We start from the raw sequence: 17,808 nt of genomic DNA, 5'->3' as shown, positions 1-17,808 counted from the left end.
TCTGCTAGACAAGCAGTCTAGAAGCTGGGGTGCGGGAACGCTGTAATGTGCGTTGCGATCTTACAGAAGATTAAGCAGACTTCTTGAGTCCCTTAGACTCAAGCAGGCGCATCGGATGATCGATGTGTTCCGGCTCGAACTTCAGGTCCTTGAGGCCCTCAAGCGGCAGCTCGAACAGCAGATCGGTCATGGCTTTTTCCAGCACTGCGCGCAGGCCACGGGCACCGGTCTTGCGCTCGCGGGCCCGCTTGGCGACTTCCTGCAGAGCTTCTTCGGTAAAGGTCAGATCCACGCCCTGAAAGCCGAACAGCGCCTGGTACTGCCGGATAATGGCACCTTGCGGCTCGGTGAGAATCCGCACCAGGGCGTCTTCGTCGAGGTCCTGCAGCTGCACCACCAGCGGCAACCGGCCCACGAACTCGGGAATCAGGCCGAATTTGACCAGATCCTCAGGCATAAAGCGCACTTCTTCGTGCTCTTCACCCTTGGCCTCGGCGCCAAAGCCCACGCTGCGCACGTTGGTGCGGCTGCGGGCAATGTCTTCCATGCCGTCGAACGCACCGCCCACGATAAACAGGATGTTGCGGGTGTCGACCTGCACCAGTTCCTGCTGAGGGTGCTTGCGGCCGCCCTGCGGCGGCACCTGCGCGGTGGTACCTTCGATGATCTTCAGCAGGGCCTGCTGCACGCCTTCGCCCGAGACGTCACGGGTGATGGAGGTGCCTTCGGACTTGCGGGCGATCTTGTCGATTTCGTCCACGTAGATGATGCCGCGCTCGGCCGCCTGCGGGTCGTAGTCGGCCGACTGCAGCAGGCGCACGATCACGTTTTCCACGTCATCGCCCACGTAGCCGGCTTCGGTCAGGGTGGTGGCGTCAGCAATAGCAAACGGCACTTCCAGCATCTCGGCCAGGCTCTGGGCCAGCAGGGTCTTGCCGGTGCCGGTCGGGCCGATCAGGAGGATGTTGCTCTTTTGCAGGCCGGCGTCGGGGTGCGACAGGCGCTGGTAGTGGTTCACCACGGCCACGGCCAGGGCTTTTTTGGCCTCGTCCTGACCGATCACGAATTCGTCGAGGTAGGCCTTGATTTCCTTGGGGCTGGGCAGTTCGGCCAGGTCGAACTCGGCGCCGGACTTTTTCATGCTCTGGCGCACCAGTTCCGAGGCGCGCTCGGCGCATTCGTTGCAGATAAAGGCGGTACGCCCGGGCGCTTCGATCAGCTGGGCGATCTGGGGGTGCTGCCGTCCACAAAACGAGCAGCGGTCACCGGTGACAGGTTTGGTCATGCGTTCTCCGTATCGTTGGTGCGTTCGATGACCTGATCAATCAGGCCGTATTCCTGGGCTTCGGCGGGCGACATGAAGTAGTCGCGCTCCATATCGCGCAGCAGTTTGTCGTGCGGCAGGTCGGTGTGCTTGTGGTAGATGCCCACCAGCTGATCGCGCAGGTTCAGCACTTCCTTGGCCTGCACTTCCAGGTCGGGGGTGTTGCCGCGGAAGCCGGCGCTGCCCTGGTGAATCATGATGCGGCTGTTGGGCAACGCCATGCGCTTGCCCTTGTCGCCGGCCATTAGGAGCACGCTGCCCATGCTCATGGCCATGCCCACGCAGATGGTGCTGATAGGAGCGCGCACATACTGCATGGTGTCGTAAATGGCGAGGCCCGCGTACACTTCACCGCCGGGGCAGTTGATGTACATCTGGATTTCCTGCTCGGGGTTCTGCGAGTCGAGCAGCAGCAGCTGCGCCACGATGGAGTTGGCCATCTGTGATTCCACCGGAGTGCCGACGAAGATGATGCGGTCCTTGAGCAGGCGCGAGTAGATGTCGTATGTCCGCTCGCCGCGCCCGGTCTGTTCAATCACGTAGGGGATGACACTCATACCCTCCAGTATCGCACGCACACTGCAGATAAAGGGAGGCAAAACAGACGTTAGGACAGCAGCTGACGAATTGATGAATATGGTCTCCCGGCTGCCCGGCCGGAGTGCGGCCGCCCCAGCAAAGCGCCGCGGAAAAGCCAAGCACCGGTTTTTCCGGTGCCGCTTTCCCACGGCGTCTAGATGTTTTTCATGCCGGCTGGCCGGGCGCTTCAATCCACGATCAGCGGAATCAGCACCGGATTGCGGCCGGTGGCCTTGCGCACGAAGCGGCGCACCTGCCCGTACATATCGTCGCGGACATCTTCAAGCCGGCGCTTGCTGCGCAGGCCCTCGGTCACGGCTTCCAGGGCCACCCGCTGGATTTCGGCGTCCAGCTCGGGGTTGGCCCGGGCAAACCCGCGCGAGACGACTTCTACATGCGGGGTGGGGTGCAGCACGGCCGTCAGCACCATGATGCCGTCCTGGCTCATGGCGCTGCGGTTCACCAGGATGTCGTCGCCGATGTCGCCCACGCCCAGGCCGTCCACATACACGGCGCCGGCCGGCACCGTGCCGGTCACCTTGAACTCGTTTTCTTCCAGGTGAACGATGTCGCCGTTGCGGGCAATCAGGGTGCGCTGCGGGGGCTGCGGCAGAGTCTGGGCCAGCCGGGCGTGGTTGATCTGGTGGCGCGGTTCGCCGTGCCAGGGCAGGAAGTACTTGGGCCGCACCAGATTCAGCACTTCGGCCAGCTCCTCGCGGCTGCCGTGGCCCGAGGCGTGGACCTTGTAGGTAGGCGGGTAATACACGTCGGTGCCGATCTCGTAGAGGTGGTTGATCACCAGATTGACCGCTTCCTCGTTGCCGGGAATCGGGTTGCTGGACAGAATCACCGAGTCGCCGCGCTTGAGGGCGATCTTGGCGTGGTTGCCGAAGGCCAGGCGGCTCAGCACGCTCATCGGCTGGCCCTGCGAGCCGGTGCAGAGAAACAGCACCTGCGAGTCCTGCAGACCCGCCACCTGATCCGAGGTCAGGAACGGCTCGGGCGCTTTCATAAAGCCCAGTTCCTGCGCCACCTGGGTGTATTTCAGCATCGAGCGGCCCTCGATGACCACCCGGCGGCCCTGGCGGTGGGCGATGTCCAGAATGTTCTGCAGCCGCAGCACCTGCGAGGCGAAGGTGGTCAGGAACACCCGGCCACGGCAGCCGGCAATCACTTCTTCGAGGTTGCGGGCAATCTCGGTTTCGGTGGGGGTGCGGCCCGGGCGCTCGGCGTTGGTAGAGTCGCTCAGCAGCAGCAGCACGCCCTCGTCACCGGCCTGCTTGAGCCTGGCGAGGTCACTCAGCTTGCCGTCACCGGGTTCCTCGTCCAGCTTGAAGTCGCCGGTATGCACCACCTGACCGACCGGCGTCTTGAGCACGTAGCCGGTGTTGTCGGGGATGGAGTGGGTCATCCGGAAGACGTCCATCTGGAAGTGCTGGCCGAAGTGCAGCCGGTCGCCGGCTTCCACCTCGCGGAAATCGACGTCACTGTCCTTGATGCCGAACTCGCGGAACTTCTCGCGGACCAGGCCCAGCGTCAGGGCGCCGCCGTAAATCGGCACCTTGGGCAGCCGGGGAACCAGATAGGGCAGACCGCCGATGTGGTCCTCGTGGCCGTGTGTCAGGTACCACCCTTTGATCAGGCCGGCGTTCTGCAGCAGATAGTCCATCCGGGGAATAATCAGGTCAATGCCCGGTTGGCTGGCGTCGGGAAAAGCCAGGCCGCCGTCTACCAGCAGGATTTCGTCTTCGTAGCGGTAAGCGGTGATGTTCTTGCCGATTTCACCCATGCCGCCCAGGGGGATGACCTGGAGGTGCGGGGCGGGCGTATCGCCGGTGTTGTTTTGGTTCATGGGGCTCCTTGGGGCCTGCCCAGGTACGGGCAGCGGCTGGACTCTCCCGCGTTCAGGGTGTGTCCAGTGGGGGATAGGGATTCGTTTCCAGCTTCCCCTCTGCCGGGGGCCGCACAGTGCCGGAAAGCAGAGAGCAGGAAAGAAAGAGGGCGAAAAGAGACGGTGGAAGGCGGAGTGAGGCCGGCCAGCCAGCTCGGGCGAAACACGGAAAAAACCGGAACACCAGTCCGGGAAGCCAGGCACTGCCGCAGTAGCCTTACGCTACCACAGCCGCCGCCCCCACTTCCGGGCAGTTTCTGGGGCGGAAAAGCGGCGCGGCTGTCTTTGCCGCCCACAGGCAGCGGCCGCTTCATCCCCCTTAAGGAAGCGTTATGATGAGGGGTAATGAGCGAACATCACATCTTGATCATCGAGGACGATCTGGACATCGCCAACGTCCTGAAGCTGGACCTGACCGATGCTGGATGCCAGGTGGACCACGCCGACGTGGCGATGACCGGCCTGATCAAGGCCCGCGAAGACAACCCGGATCTGATCATCCTGGACCTGGGCCTGCCCGACTTCGACGGCGGCGACGTGGTGCAGCGCCTGCGCAAGAACAGCGCCGTGCCGATCATCGTGCTGACTGCCCGCGACACCGTGGATGAAAAGGTGCGCCTGCTGGGCCTGGGGGCCGATGACTACATCATCAAGCCTTTTCACCCCGACGAGCTGCTGGCCCGGGTCAAAGTGCAGCTGCGCCAGCGCGTCACCGAAAGCCTGACGATGGGTGACCTGACCCTGGACCCCCAGAAGCGCCTGGCGACCTACAAGGGCGAGGAACTGCGGCTGAGCCCCAAGGAATTCGACATTCTCAGCCTGCTGATTCGCCAGCCGGGCCGGGTGTACTCGCGCGCCGAGATCGGCCAGGAAATCTGGCAGGGCCGCCTGCCCGAAGGCAGTAACGTGGTGGATGTCCACATGGCCAACCTGCGTGCCAAGCTGCGCGACCTGGACGGCTACGGCCTGCTGCGCACCGTGCGCGGCGTGGGTTATGCCCTGCGCGGCTGAGCACTGTCTGATAACAAAAAAGCCCCGGCCATCTGCCAGGGCTTTTTTGCATCTGTGGGTGATCTGACCCTGGACGCTGGCCGCAGCGGGCAGCCCGGCAGAGGTTACAGACAGCCGGCTCCGGCTGCCAGGACCGGTTGCGCCAGTGCCGCTTCCTGAAGCGCCCGCACCACGGCGTTGGTCAGACTTTCCAAGGTCGGTTGCTCGGCCAGCACCAGCCGGGAGAAACCGGCCGCACGGGCAGCCTGTTCGGTCTGGGGCCCGATCACGGCGGCCGTGAAATTGGTGCCGGCCACCTGCGCCAGAGCGCGGACACCGGCCGCTGAGGCCAGGGTCACCACCTGCGCCTCTTGCAGCTGGGCCTGCTGCGCTGCCGTCAGTCGCGCCGGTGCCGTGCGGTAGGTTTCGAGCGGCAGGTAGTCGAGCCCGCGCTCGGCGAGGCCCTGCTCCAGTACCGGGTCGGCATGCTGCGAGGTGGCGTGCAGCACGGTCTCGCCCGGCTCGGCCGGCAGTTCGGCAGCCAAAAAGCGTGAGCCGGAGCGGGTGGGCACCAGGTTGGGCGCCAGGCCAAACTCCCGCAGGGCCTGAGCAGTGCCGCTGCCCACCGCGGCCAGCTGCGCACCGGCCAGCAGCCGCAGGTCACGGCCAGCGGCCAGCAGGGTCTGGACCAGCGCACGCACCGCGTACTCGCTGCTGAACAGCAGCCAGCCGCTGAAACCGCTCAGCGCGCCGACCACCGTGCGTGGGCTGGAAGCCGGCTGAAAATTGAGCAGTGGAATCTCGCTGACCTGGGCTCCCTGGGCGCGCAGGAGCGCCGCCAGCTCACTGGCCGCCTGCACCCGGGTGCGGGTGACGGCCACCCGGGCACCTTGCAGGGGCAAAGATCGCGTGCCGGCCTCATCCGGGTGAAACCAGTCCAGTCGGCGGTGCAGCGCTGCTGGCTCGCCCACCACCGTCACGGCAGGGGCGCTCAGCCCGGCGGCCCGCACCCGCTCTGGCAGGTCGGCCAGCGTGCCCAGTACTGTGCGCTGCTGCGGCGTGCTGGCCCACTGGATGCAGGCGGCCGGCGTCTGCGGGCTGCGCCCGGCCGCGATCAGGTCACCTGTAATCTGCTGAAGGTGCCGCAGGCCCATCAGGAACACCAGGGTATCGACCCCGCCCAGCTCGGCATAAGAGGCTGGGCCATGCCGGTCGGTGCCGGTCAGCACGGCAAAGCTACGGCCCGCGCCCCGGTGCGTAACCGGAATCCCGGCGTAGGCGGCGGCCGCCAGCGCGCTGCTGACACCCGGCACGATTTCAAACGGCACTCCGGCCGCCTGGCAGGCCAGCGCTTCCTCGCTGCCGCGCCCGAACACGAAGGGATCGCCGCCCTTGAGCCGCACCACCCGCTGGCCGCCGCCCTGCCGGGCTTTGCTGACCAACAGGGCGTTGATGTCGTCCTGTGACCAAGACTGCTGGAAGCCGCGCTTGCCCACCTCCACGGTTTCGGCCTGTGGGCAGAGTGCTAGCAGGGCCGGGCTGACCAGGGCGTCGACCAGCACCACGTCGGCCTGTTCCAGCCGGGTGCGGGCCCGCAGGGTCAGCAGACCAGGGTCGCCGGGGCCGGCCCCGACCAGCGAGACGAACGGTTCAGACATGGGGAGCCTCCTGGGGCAGGGTGCCGGGCTTATCGGGCAGATCAGGCACAGGCACATCCAGCTGCCCACGCACTGCCGAGACCAGCAGAGTACAGGCTTCGGGGCAGGGAAGGGCCGGGCCGCCATTCAGAAAGGGAGGCTGCAGGACCTCCTGCGCCCAGAGAGCTGTTCGCAGGCAGCGCCCACAGACCTCCTCCCGCGCCCGGGCCAGTTGCTGGGGCGTGGCCTGGCCCACCCGCCGGTAAATCCCGCTTTGCCGCGCTGCTGTCTCGGCCCAGGGGATGACCAGCAGCTCGGCGTCCAGCCAGGCGGAAGCTTCTTCCAGCACGCCGGGATATACCGCGTGCAGGGCGGTTCGCAGGTCGGGCCCGGCCACGTGTGTCTGCCAGCCGCGCCGTAGGCCGCGCAGCGTGCGGATAGGGCGGTGTTCGCCTGCGGCAGTGCGGCCGGTAAAGGCGCTCAGGTCTTCTGGTGGGACGGCAGTCAGACTCCTCGGCTGGCTGTCCTGGTCAGCCCTGGTCCGGTCAGCCCAGTGGCGCAGCTCGAACGCGCCGCCCGGCTGGAGAGTAATACTCAGTTCGCCCACGCGCAGTTCACCTGCGCCCGTCTGCTCGGTCACGGTGGCCAGCCGCCGGCCGGCCCGCTGCCAGGCGGGGTGCTCCGGTGCCGGGTCGCTGCCGGCCAGACTGGCGTGGGCAAGTTCCAGGATTACCGCCGTCACGGCCGGATGGGTGCCGACCGGCCGGGCATAAAATACCTGGCGCGGCCCGCTTTCCGTCTCTATCCGGCTCTGCGGCCCCGTCAGGCCCAGGTCGGCCGGGATGGTTTCCTGGGTGTGCCAGCCTTCCGAGGCGAAGAAGGGAACCAGAATCACTTCGGGGGCCTGGGTCAGCGTGGGCCAGTCCTGCACCCGTGGCTCCTGGTCAAGGTACAGCGCGGCGACTTCGGCAAACTGCCCACGGCCGCGCAGCGCCCCGGCGGCCGCTTCGATGGCGGCGGCGCTGCGTTTATCGCGGCCGGTGCCGTGGCCCAGTACCACCAGCGCGGTGCGGGCCGGGTCCCAGTCGCCACGCACTTCCCGCGCCCGCGCCAGGAGAACTTCCGGCATGCCCGGCTGCACCCCGTAAGGCCGCAGGTAACGAATTCGCCGCCCGCCCTGTTCGGTCAGGCTGACCGGCTGCGCGGGCCCGGCCTCTGGTGCTAGGGCAGAGACCGGTGCCAGGCCCAGTTCCCGCGGAATCACCTGCCCGGTGAAGTACCCTTCCGAGACGAACAGCGGCACCACCGTCACGTCGCAGAAGCGGGCCTGCCGCAATAGACCGCGCAGCGCCGGCTCATCCTTCCAGTAGCCCTCCAGCACCTCGCCGAACACCCCCTGCGCGCGGACGGCCGCCGCATGTTGCCGCACCGCCGAGGCCGAATCCGCGTTCAGGTGCGAACCATGCCCCAGCAGAATCAGGCTGCGGCCCTGCGGCACTGTCCCCCGCCCGGTTGCTCTTTGTGGCGTGCTGGACGGCTCAACAGCTCTGGTGTCGCTTGTATTCCTCACAAACAGAGTTTACATTTACCAATACCAGTTATTCCAGTAACAAATAGCTGGCGCTCAGCCGGCTTTTTTTGTTACTCGCCTCTCATTTGAATACACAACGGAGCGCCCCATGTCCGATATCGAAGCCCTGAAAAAAGAATTGCCCCCCTTCCAGATTTTTGACCTGATTCCCCAGTACGCCGCCGCCGAGCAAATCGACCCCGAGAAAATCGACCTGCTGAAGTGGGCCGGCGTGTACCCGCAGCGCCCGCAGGAAGACGGCTTCCTGATGATGCGCGTGAAGGTGCCTACCGCCGAGTTGCACGCCGACGCGTTGCGGGTAGTCGCCAGTATCTCCGAGGACTTCGGACGCGGGCTGCTCGACGTGACCGACCGTCAGGCGTTCCAGTTTCATTGGCTGCGGATTCAGGACATTCCCGAGATTCTGAACCGGCTGGAAACGGTGGGCCTGCACACCAAGGGGGCCTGCGGCGACACCGTGCGCGCCGTGATCGCCTCGCCGCTGGCCGGTCTCGACGCCCGCGAGAAAATCGACGTGCGCCCGCTGGCCGCCGCGATGGAAGGCACCCTCAGCGGCAACCACGACTTCGAGGACCTGCCGCGCAAGTTCAAAATCAGCCTGACGGCCACCCCCGAGCTGGAAGGCATTCACCTCATCAACGACATCGGGTTTCTGGCGCATGAGGTCGATGGTGAAATCGGTTTTGACGTCTGGGTGGGCGGTGGCCTGGGCGCGGTCGCGCACCTCGCCGAGCGGCTGGGCGTGTTCATCCGGCCCGACGAGGTGGTCGAAGTGGGCCGCGCCATCGCGGGGGCGTACCGCGACCATGGCTACCGGGTGAACCGCAAAAAGAGCCGCCTGAAGTACCTCATCAAGGACCTCGGCCCGGCGAAGTTCCGCGAAATTGTGGAAACCGAGTACCTGGGTCGCCCGCTGCGCGACGGCCCGCCCGCACCGGTGGCCCGCTTCGGCGGCAGCGACGTGCTGGGTGTCAACCCGCAGAAAGACGGCCTGAACTACGTGGTGCTGACCACCACCGTGGGCCGTATCACCCCCGAGAAGGCCCGCCGCCTGGCTGACCTCGCTGAAAAGTACGGCAACGGGTACCTGCGGACCACCGCCTTCCAGAACATGATGATTCCCAACGTGCCCAGCGAGCGGGTGGACGCGCTAGTGGCCGAGTTGCAGGAGCTGGAACTGGCGCCCAAAGCCACGCTGCGCGGCACCACCATCGCCTGCACGGGTACGCAGTTTTGCCGCCTGGCGCAGACCGAAACCAAGGCGCGGGTGGCGGGCATGATTGACGAGCTGGAGCCGAGGCACAACGACCTCGACGTGCCGTTCGTCATCAACCTGACCGGCTGCTCGAACGCCTGCACCCGCTATCAGGTGGCCGACCTGGGCTTCATGGGCGCGCTGCGGGCCAACAAGGAAACCGGCAGCGAGGACGAGGTCTACAACGTGCACCTCGCCGGCAGCATCGGGCAGGCGCAGCGCACCGGCACCAAACTCAGGGGCATTGTGCCCGCCGAGCGGCTCACCGAGTACACCGACCGGGTGTTGAGCGACTTCAAGGCGAACAAGGCGCCGGGCGAGAGCTTCGTGGAATACGCCGACCGGGTAGGCCATCAGCGTTTCACTCCCGACGCTGTGCTGAGCGGCGAGCTGGTCGGCGCATGACAGCTGCCGCTGGGCGGGTTGTCTGGTTCACCGGCCTCTCCGGCGCGGGCAAAAGTACCCTGGCGACTGCCCTCTATGACGAACTGACCGCGCGCGGCGAAGCGGTGGAACTGCTCGACGGCGACGCCGTGCGCGAGAATTTGAGCAAAGGGCTGGGCTTTTCCAGAGAAGACCGCGACACCAACGTGCGCCGCATCGCCTTCGTGGCGGGCCTGCTCGCGGGGCACGGGGTCACGGTGCTCGTCAGCGCCATCAGCCCCTACGCCGACACCCGCCGCGAGGTGCTCGCCAGCTTGCCAAATGCGCTTGAGGTCTTCGTGGACGCGCCGCTGGAAGTCGTTACCGAGCGCGACGTGAAGGGCCTTTACCTCAAAGCCCTGGCTGGAGAAATCCCGCACTTTACGGGTGTCTCCGACCCCTACGAGGCGCCGGAAAATCCTGACCTGCACCTGCGGACCGACCGCATCAGCGTGGAAGACGGGGTAGGGCAACTGCTGGCGAGGCTGGAACAGGTGGGGGTTGAGCGATGACCGCTGAGCTGAGTTTCTCCGAGTTGGGAACCCCCGAGCAGGGCGGCGAGGCGCTCACCACCGAGCCGCGCGCTCCCCGCAGCGCACCGGGTCATGCCGACGCCTCGGCCCCCGCCTTCACGCCCGAGACTGACCCGCGTGACATCATCCGCTGGGCGCTGGCCGCGCACCCCGACCTGCTGATGCCGAGTGCCTTCAACCTCAACGGGGTGGTGCTGCTCGACCTTGCGGCGCAGGCGGGCTACCGGGGCGAGGTCGTCTTCGTGGACACCGGCTACCACTTCCCCGAAACGCTGGCGACCCGTGACCGGCTGGAAGGCCGCTACCCCGAGCTGACCTTCGTGACATTGAATGTGGGCGCGGCCCCGGAGGACGGCCAGACGCCCCCCGACCTGTACGTCAGCGACCCCGACGCCTGCTGCGCGGCCCGCAAGGTGGACCCTTTGCAGCAGTACCTGAAGCGGCAGAGCCCTTCGGCACTGCTCAACGCCCGCAGCCGCGACCAGGCGAGCACCCGCGCCGACATCCCCTTCGTGGAGGAGGGCGGCGCCCGGCGCAAGGTCAACCCGCTGGCCCACTGGACCCGTGAGCGACTGGAAGCCTACGCCGCCGCGCCGTGAAGCCCGGCGAGGACGCCCGCGCCGGCCGCTGGGCGGGCCGAGGCAAGACCGAATGCGGGCTGTGGCAAGGCGAGAACCGGTTGTAGATAGTCACTGGTTGATGGTTGATAGACCAGCTTCCGCACCTACATCAGACTCAAAATCACCTCCCCCTCTTGTCTATAAGTTGACCTTTCCCATCAACTATCAACCCTCGACCATTAACCCCTGACCATCACCGGAGACTCCCATGACCACTTTCCAGACCGCTCCCGTCACCCTTCCTGCGCCCCTGGGCGGCTCTCTGGTGCGCCGCATCTGGCGGCCCGGTCAGGACTTTGACCCCGCCGAACTCGCGGGCCGGCCCCGGCTGGAGCTCGGCAGCCGCAGCCTGGCCGACCTCGAAATGATCACCACTGGCGCCTACTCACCGCTCACCGGCTTTGTGGGCGAGGCCGATTACCTCAGCATCATCGAGCACCTGCGACTGGCTGACGGCACGCCCTGGAGCCTGCCCATCACGCTGCCGGTCACGCCGGAGCAGGCGGCTGGGCTGAGTGGCCGGATAGTTCTGACGCACGGCGGCGAGCCAATCGGCACCCTCGACATCGAGGAAAAGTACGCGGCGCAGAAAGAGCTGGAAGCCCGCGAAGTCTACCGCACGGGGGACGCGGCGCACCCCGGCGTGGCGGCGCTGTACGCCCAGGGCGACGTGTATCTGGCCGGGCCGGTCACGCTGTTCGAGGTGCCGCGCGGCGAGTTTCCCCGCGCCCACCGCACGCCCGCCGAGGTGCGCGAGGTCATCGAGGCACGCGGCTGGCGCTCCACCGTCGCCTTCCAGACCCGCAACCCCATCCACCGTGCCCACGAGTACCTGCAAAAAGTCGCGTTGGAACTGGTGGACGGCCTGCTGCTGCACCCGTTGGTCGGGCAGACGAAAGGCGACGACGTGCCCGCTGCCACCCGCATGGAAGCCTATGAGGTGCTGCTGCGCGGCTACTACCCGCAGGAGCGCACGCTGCTGAGCGTGTACCCCGCTGCCATGCGCTACGCCGGGCCGCGTGAGGCGATTGTCCACGCGCTGAGCCGCCGCAACTACGGGGCCACCCATTTCATCGTGGGACGCGACCACGCGGGCGTCGGAGATTATTACGGCACTTACGACGCGCAGGAGATTTTCAACACCTACAGCGCCGAGGAACTGGGCATCCGCATTCTGAAGTTCGAGCACACCTTCTACTGCCAGAGTTGCGGCCAACTGGTCAGCCCCCGCACCTGCCCGCACGACTCGTCATACCACCTCGTGCTGAGCGGGACTAAAGTGCGCGAGAAGCTGCGTGCTGGAGACAACCTGCCCGCCGAGTTCACCCGCCCCGAGGTGGCCGAGGTGCTGAGAAAAGCCTACCGCCGGTAAAGGAGGAGGGCCTGCGTGCCGGCGGCAGGCCCCCTTGCCTGGCTTCGGCTTCCCACCAGGTTGGCCCTCATGCCCTCTAAGTCTCCGGTTGGAATCCACAGCTCCCGAGGCTCGGTCTCGCGTCCGACCACCTGAACGCCGGAGCGCGGGGCAAAGCCGCTGCGGACGCCGAAGCGGGCCACGAAAAGCCTCCTGCCGAGTCACTGCGCTGCGCGTTCCAGGCGCGGGCAATGCCCCCAGCGTAACCCTGCTTCAGCACCGGATAAAAGATGGGCTGGTCAGGCAGCCTGAGCGGCCACGCTCGCCGGCCGCTTTCGGCCCCAGACGCAGTTCTTGCCGCCCGGTAGAGCGGTACAGCATGACCGTTTCGCCTGGCTGCGGCCAGGGAACGGTGGGTCCGGCCTTGGGGGAACGAGGGAGGCCCTGCCGGTTCATGGAAGCAGCAGCTGGGATAGAGAAAAGGGGAGCGACGCCTGGGCCGCTCCCCGTACTGCCGGCTGGGGCAGGGTTCAGATCTCCTTGACCGCCCAGTCGAAGCCGCCTTCTTGCTGCGGGTGCTTGCCGGTCACGGTGGCGTAAGCGGCCCGCTCCGGCGTGAGGTAAGTCTGGGCCACCCGGTTCACGTCGTCCAGCGTTACGGTGAGCAGCCGGGCCAGGTATGCTTCCTTGACCTCTACCGAGAAGCCGGAGTGGTCGCCGAAAAAGCGCATCCGGCCCACCGTGTCGGGGCTGGTGAGGGGATCAAGGGCCTTGCTGGCGCCCAGAATCGCTTCGGTGAGGTGGCTGGCCTTCAGGCGGCCGCCGCTCAGGAAGCTGGGGATACCGGCGAACACCTCGAAGGTGCGGCCCAGCTGCGGATCGCGGTAGCTGCTGAGGGTAAAGACCCCGGCGCGGCTGTCCAGCCCGGCGCTGGCTCCGTAGGCGCCGCCCTTCTCGCGGATTTCCTTGAGTAGGTATTCGCTGCGCAGCAGCCGCGTCAGCACCAGCAGGGCCGCGCTGTCGGGGTGGGTGAACGGCACGGTCTGCCAGGCCGCCGCGTTGAAGCTGACCGGCGAATCGGTCACGAAGGCCTGCGGCTGGCGGCCCAGCAGCAGGATGTCCGGCTGCGCCGCGTGGCCGCCGGCCGCGAATACCTGACCCAGGCTGGAAAGGTCCAGCGACAGGTCGTCTGGGGTGGCGGTCAGGGCCAGCAGCGCTTCACTGCCGGGCAGCAGGGCGGTAATGTCACCGAAAGTACCCAGCAGGCCGCTGAGGTCGGCATCTGGCTTGCTGAGTGCCCTGAGATACTCGAAGCTGGAGAGGCCGCTCATGGTTTCCTGCAGGGCCCCGGCGCGGCTGACCTGCGCGGCGGCCAGGCGCTCGGCGTAAGCGTTGCCAGCGCTGACCACACTGTTTTTCAGGGCAGCGTAACGTTGGGCCAGCAGCTGCCGCAGCCGTGGCTCGGTGAACTGTGGGTCGGCCAGCAGGTCGCGCATCAGTGCCGTGAGGTGCTCGCCGTTGCGGGCCAGCGCCTTGCCGCTTAGGGTCAGCGAGAGCTGCACGGTGTCCAGGTCGTCCGGGGCGTGTCCTACCCCAACGCTGGCGCCGATGCCGCCGGTCACGGCTTCGATGCGGCGGGCCAGCGCCAGATAGTCGCGCTCACCTGCGCCCGACTGGGTCAGTGCCCCGGCGTATAGCGGCAGCGCCCGCAGCTGGTCCTGGGTCACTTCCGGTAAACGGGCCTGAACGTCCAGGTAGGTCAGGCCGCCGGTGGGCTGGGGAATCCGGCCGAGGGTGGCGGCGCCGGCCGGTTCTTCGTGGTAGTCCGGGCGCGGCAGCTGGCGGGTCACGTCGCTCAGGCCCAGCGAGGGCAGCACCGATTCGTCTGGCTCATGGGCCTGGGCAGCGGCCAGCGCGGCGCTGTCGGCCACGATCTGGGCGCGGCCCGCGTCGTCCAGCGCGGCGCCCATCCGGGCCACCTGCTCGCGCTCGTCGGCTTCGGTCTGTTCGGCCAGAGTGGGGTCGGGTGTCAGGGTCAGGGTCACGCGGTCGGGGCTGTCCAACAGCCGGCGCAGCATCGGCTCGAACACCGGCCCCGCTCGCAGGTCCTCGCGCAGCCGGGTCAGCTCCGGTTCCAGCCGCAGCGCATCCGCCGGGTGGCCGCCGTACATCCAGGTGCCCATCATGCCGAACATTACGCCCAGGCCGTAGGGAAAGCCGGCGTTGCTCACTTCACGGCTGCTCAGCTCGAACTGGTGCAGGCTGCTCTCGATCAGTTCGGGGTCCAGGCCCTCATCGGCAATCTGGCGCAGGGTGTCCAGCACCAGAGTTTCCACCGCGTCTGTCTGGCCCAGCGGCAGGCCCTTGAGGCCGGCGGCAAAAGCGCCCTGGCGGTAGGAATCGCGGTAGCCGCCCACGTCGGCCAGCGAGGTGCCCAGGCCCGAATCGATCAGCGGCTGGGTCAGCGGCGCGGCCGGGTTGCCCAGCAAAACGTCGCTCAGCACGCTCCAGCGCAGGTTCTCGCTGGGGTCGGCGCTGTGGCCCAGTCGCCAGCCCACCACCACCTGCGAGCCGCGCTCCAGATCGCTGCCGGCGTAGGTCACTTCCTCGCGGCGCGGCGCATCGAAGCCGGCCTGGTCGGGAATGCTCACGTCCAGCGTCTGGGCGTCGAAGCGGCTCATCACCTCGCGCTCGATCACGTCCAGTACCTCTTCCAGCGGCATGTTGCCGTAGGAATAAAAGTAAGCGTTGGAAGGATGGTAGTGCGCGGCGTGAAAAGCCCGCATGCCCTCGTAGCTCAGGTTGGGAATCTCGGCAGGGTTGCCGCCCGAGTTGTTGGCATAGGTCAGGTCCGGGTACAGCGCCTTGCCGAAGGCCCGGTACAGCACGCTGCCGGGGGTCGCCATCGCACCTTTCATCTCGTTGTACACCACGCCGCCCAGTTTCAGCGGGCTGCTGGGGTCGTCGGGGGTCTCAAACTCCAGCCGCCAGCCGTCCTGCAAGAAGCTCTCGCGGCGCAGCAGCGGGAAAAAGGTGGCGTCCAAGTACACCGAGAGCAGGTTGAAAAAGTCGGTGCGGTTGCGGGTGGAAAAGGGGTAGGTGGTCCAGTCGGCGGCCGTCATGGCGTTCATGAAGGTGCTGAGCGACCGGGGAATCATGGTGAAAAAGGGGTCGGCCACCGGGTACTTTTCCGAGCCCATCAGCACGTTGTGTTCCAGGATGTGCGCCACACCGCTGGAATCCTGCGGCACGGTGGGGAAGGTGACGCCAAAAGCGAGATTGTCGTCCTCGCGCTGCACGTGGGCGTGCCGGGCGCCATTCTCGTGGCGCAGCAGCACCAGCGTGCCCTGCATCTCGGGCAGGTCGCAGACCTCTTCGGTCAGGTAGCGGCCTATCTTCTGGCCGGCTTGGGGCAACTTGGGAAGGGTCATAGTCATGCCCTCATGTTAGGCGCTACGGAGGGGAAGGAAGGGCGACCCGCTGCCGTTTCGGGGCCTCTGCCGCCGGCGATGCCGCTATCCTGACGCCCGATGACCACCCCTTTTGCCGAAGCCGTCACCGAACGCACCCGCACGCTGAACACCCGGCTGTGCGTGGGCCTGGACCCGCGCCTCAGCCACTACCGCGACGCCGACCACCTGCGCCAGCACACGCTGGAAGTGCTGGAAGCCACTGCGCCTTTTGCGGCCGCCGTCAAGCCGCAGCTGGCCTTTTACGAGGCGCTGGGCATCCAGGGCCTTCAGATTCTGGAAGAGGTCTGCGCCGCCGCCCGCGCCCTGGACCTGCCGCTGATTCTGGATGCCAAGCGCGGCGACATCGGCTCAACCGCTGAAGCCTACGCCGAGGCCTGGCTGACCCGTCAGCACGCCGGCGCGGCGCTCACCGTGAACCCTTTTCTGGGGTTTGGCACCCTGCAACCTTTTGTGCAGGCGGCCCGCGAGAACGGCGGCGGCCTGTTCGTACTGGTCAAGACCTCCAACCCCGATCAGGCGGACCTGCAGGGCGAGGGCATCAGCGAGCGCGTGGCGGCCGAGGTGGCCCGCCTGGGCACCGAGGAAGACAGCGAGTATGCCAGCGTGGGCGCTGTGGTGGGCGCCACGCACCCAAGCGACCTGGCCCTTTTCCGGGGGCTGATGCCCCAGGCCCTGTTGCTGCTGCCGGGACTGGGCGCGCAGGGAGCGCAGGCACGTGACCTGGCCGGAGCTTTTCACCCCGGCGGCACCGGCGCCCTGGCCAGCGCCAGCCGGGGCGTGCAGTATGCCAGCGGCCTGGACGTAGCAGCGGCGCAGGAAGCCGCCCGCACCTTCCGCGACGAGCTGAATGCAGCGCTGAGGTAGGCGGCTGGCCGGCAGCAAAAGAGACCCGGCTCCCCTCTGTGGGGCCGGGCCTCTTTTGTGGGTGTAAAGGCGCTCAGGCCTGAGCGGGGTTCTCGCCGGCTTCCAGTTCCAGGCCGGCAATCTCTTCCGGTTGGAAGAAGTATTTCTCGTTGCACCAGTGGCAGACCACTTCCTGGCCGCCTTCGTCCTGCATGTCCTGGCGCTCGGCTTCGTCAAAGAACATCAGGCTGCTGGCGGCGCGTTCACGCGAGCAGCGGCAGTCGAAGACCCAGGGCTCGGCATCTTCGCTGATCTGTGGTTCCAGGCCTTCCAGGGCGCGCTGCACGGTGCCCAGCAGGCCCACCTCGCGCATGGAGGTGGTCAGCAGGCCGATGCCGGCGATGTTCTGCTCCAGCTTGCTGAGGGTGGCGTCGCTCACGCCGGGCATCGCCTGCACCAGCAGGCCGCCGCTGACGGCCACCCGGCCGCCTTCTTCATACACGCCCAGCAGCAGCGCGTTGGGAATCTGTTCGCTGCGGGCCAGGTAGGTGCTGATGTCCTCGGCAATCTCACCGCTGACCAGTTCCACGCTGCCGGTCCAGGGCTCGGCGTTGGTCAGCAGCCGGGTCACGGCCAGTTCGCCTTCCTTGCCCACTACGCCGCTCACGTCCAGCTTGCCGTCGCTCTCGCGGGGGGGGAGGTCGGCGCCGGGCTCATGCACGTAGCCGCGCACGCTGCCGGGGTGGTAATTGCCGCCCACTTCGCCGCCGGCCGTGCCTTCAGCCACCACCCAGCCGATAGGGCCGCCGCCCTGAATGCGGACCGCCACCCGGCTGCCCACATCCTTGCCCAGCACCACCGACAGCAGACCGGCGCCCAGCAGGGTGCGGCCCAGCGCCGCCGTGGCGGTCTTGCTGAGATGATGGCGCTGGCGAACTTCTTCCACGATTTGGGTGCCGTCAATGGCGACCACCCGTAAAGTCCCCTGGGCGGCAATTCCGCGCAGGAGATAAGACTGTGCATAGGCAGAATCGGTCATTAATCCAATCTAGGGCAACTTGCCGAGCGACATGGTGCGGTTGGAGGCACTCTGACCTGCGGCAGGCGGGGCCCTGAGGGGCAGACAGCGGGGGAAAAACAGCATAAACACTCTCCAGAGGAGCTGAAGCTTCTACGGAATGACAGAGAAAAAGCTGGTTCGGTCCCGCAGCTGAGTGTCAAGAGAACCGTAATTTACAGACTTCCGCAAACGTTCGATAGCTAAGTTCTGTTCCTCTTTTTCAAATGCCTTTTCTGCC

The 17,808-nt window shown here is 66.7% G+C and carries 12 protein-coding genes and 1 pseudogene; 6 read left to right on the top strand and 7 right to left on the bottom strand.

Going from position 1 to position 17,808, the window contains the following annotated elements:
• Positions 1-70: 70 nt before the first annotated feature.
• From clpX to OCI36_RS05905, 3 genes are all read right to left on the bottom strand, one after another.
• Positions 71-1,285 (bottom strand): ATP-dependent Clp protease ATP-binding subunit ClpX, encoded by a 1,215-nt coding sequence (gene clpX / locus OCI36_RS05915; RefSeq protein WP_261664157.1) that lies wholly within the window; start codon positions 1,283-1,285, stop codon positions 71-73.
• Positions 1,282-1,890, bottom strand: coding sequence for an ATP-dependent Clp protease proteolytic subunit (clpP, locus tag OCI36_RS05910; protein WP_315941256.1), 609 nt, complete (start codon positions 1,888-1,890; stop codon positions 1,282-1,284). Before clpP ends, clpX begins: the two co-directional genes overlap by 4 nt.
• Before the next feature lie 200 nt (positions 1,891-2,090).
• Positions 2,091-3,755, bottom strand: coding sequence for a ribonuclease J (locus tag OCI36_RS05905; RefSeq protein ID WP_261664155.1), 1,665 nt, complete (start codon positions 3,753-3,755; stop codon positions 2,091-2,093).
• Positions 3,756-4,139: 384 nt separating this feature from the next.
• On the opposite strand from OCI36_RS05905, the gene OCI36_RS05900 reads away from it, so the two are divergent.
• A complete protein-coding gene (locus OCI36_RS05900) occupies positions 4,140-4,805 on the top strand; it encodes a response regulator transcription factor (RefSeq protein WP_261664154.1) in 666 nt (221 codons plus the stop codon).
• A gap of 104 nt (positions 4,806-4,909) precedes the next feature.
• On the opposite strand, the gene cobA is transcribed toward OCI36_RS05900, so the two are convergent.
• Together cobA and OCI36_RS05890 are read right to left on the bottom strand one after the other, a co-directional pair.
• Entirely contained in the window at positions 4,910-6,442 is a 1,533-nt protein-coding gene (gene cobA / locus OCI36_RS05895) for a uroporphyrinogen-III C-methyltransferase (RefSeq protein WP_261664153.1), read from the bottom strand.
• A complete protein-coding gene (locus OCI36_RS05890) occupies positions 6,435-7,991 on the bottom strand; it encodes a CbiX/SirB N-terminal domain-containing protein (protein WP_261664152.1) in 1,557 nt (518 codons plus the stop codon). The genes cobA and OCI36_RS05890 overlap by 8 nt, the downstream gene beginning before the upstream one ends.
• A 109-nt stretch (positions 7,992-8,100) precedes the next feature.
• On the opposite strand from OCI36_RS05890, the gene OCI36_RS05885 reads away from it, so the two are divergent.
• The 4 genes and pseudogenes from OCI36_RS05885 to sat all read left to right on the top strand — a co-directional run bounded on the left by OCI36_RS05885 (position 8,101) and on the right by sat (position 12,215).
• On the top strand, positions 8,101-9,672 hold the full coding sequence (locus tag OCI36_RS05885; RefSeq protein ID WP_261664151.1) for a nitrite/sulfite reductase: 1,572 nt from the start codon (positions 8,101-8,103) through the stop codon (positions 9,670-9,672).
• On the top strand, positions 9,669-10,202 hold the full coding sequence (gene cysC, locus OCI36_RS05880) for an adenylyl-sulfate kinase (protein WP_261664150.1): 534 nt from the start codon (positions 9,669-9,671) through the stop codon (positions 10,200-10,202). The genes OCI36_RS05885 and cysC overlap by 4 nt, the downstream gene beginning before the upstream one ends.
• A pseudogene (locus tag OCI36_RS05875) lies at positions 10,199-10,908 on the top strand (phosphoadenosine phosphosulfate reductase family protein). Before cysC ends, OCI36_RS05875 begins: the two are co-directional and overlap by 4 nt.
• 143 nt (positions 10,909-11,051) lie before the next feature.
• Positions 11,052-12,215, top strand: coding sequence for a sulfate adenylyltransferase (sat, locus tag OCI36_RS05870; protein ID WP_261664149.1), 1,164 nt, complete (start codon positions 11,052-11,054; stop codon positions 12,213-12,215).
• Between the two features lie 509 nt (positions 12,216-12,724).
• Here sat and OCI36_RS05865 read toward each other — a convergent pair.
• Positions 12,725-15,631 (bottom strand): insulinase family protein, encoded by a 2,907-nt coding sequence (locus OCI36_RS05865; protein WP_261664148.1) that lies wholly within the window; start codon positions 15,629-15,631, stop codon positions 12,725-12,727.
• Between the two features lie 93 nt (positions 15,632-15,724).
• On the opposite strand from OCI36_RS05865, the gene pyrF reads away from it, so the two are divergent.
• On the top strand, positions 15,725-16,531 hold the full coding sequence (pyrF, locus tag OCI36_RS05860) for an orotidine-5'-phosphate decarboxylase (RefSeq protein ID WP_261664147.1): 807 nt from the start codon (positions 15,725-15,727) through the stop codon (positions 16,529-16,531).
• 73 nt (positions 16,532-16,604) lie between these two features.
• On the opposite strand, the gene OCI36_RS05855 is transcribed toward pyrF, so the two are convergent.
• Positions 16,605-17,549, bottom strand: a complete 945-nt coding sequence (locus tag OCI36_RS05855) for an Hsp33 family molecular chaperone HslO (RefSeq protein ID WP_261664146.1) — start codon at positions 17,547-17,549, stop codon at positions 16,605-16,607.
• Positions 17,550-17,808: the final 259 nt, after the last annotated feature.

The organism is Deinococcus sp. Marseille-Q6407 (assembly GCF_946848805.1).
Lineage (GTDB): Bacteria > Deinococcota > Deinococci > Deinococcales > Deinococcaceae > Deinococcus.
This window is presented reverse-complemented; position numbering and strand designations above follow the sequence as displayed.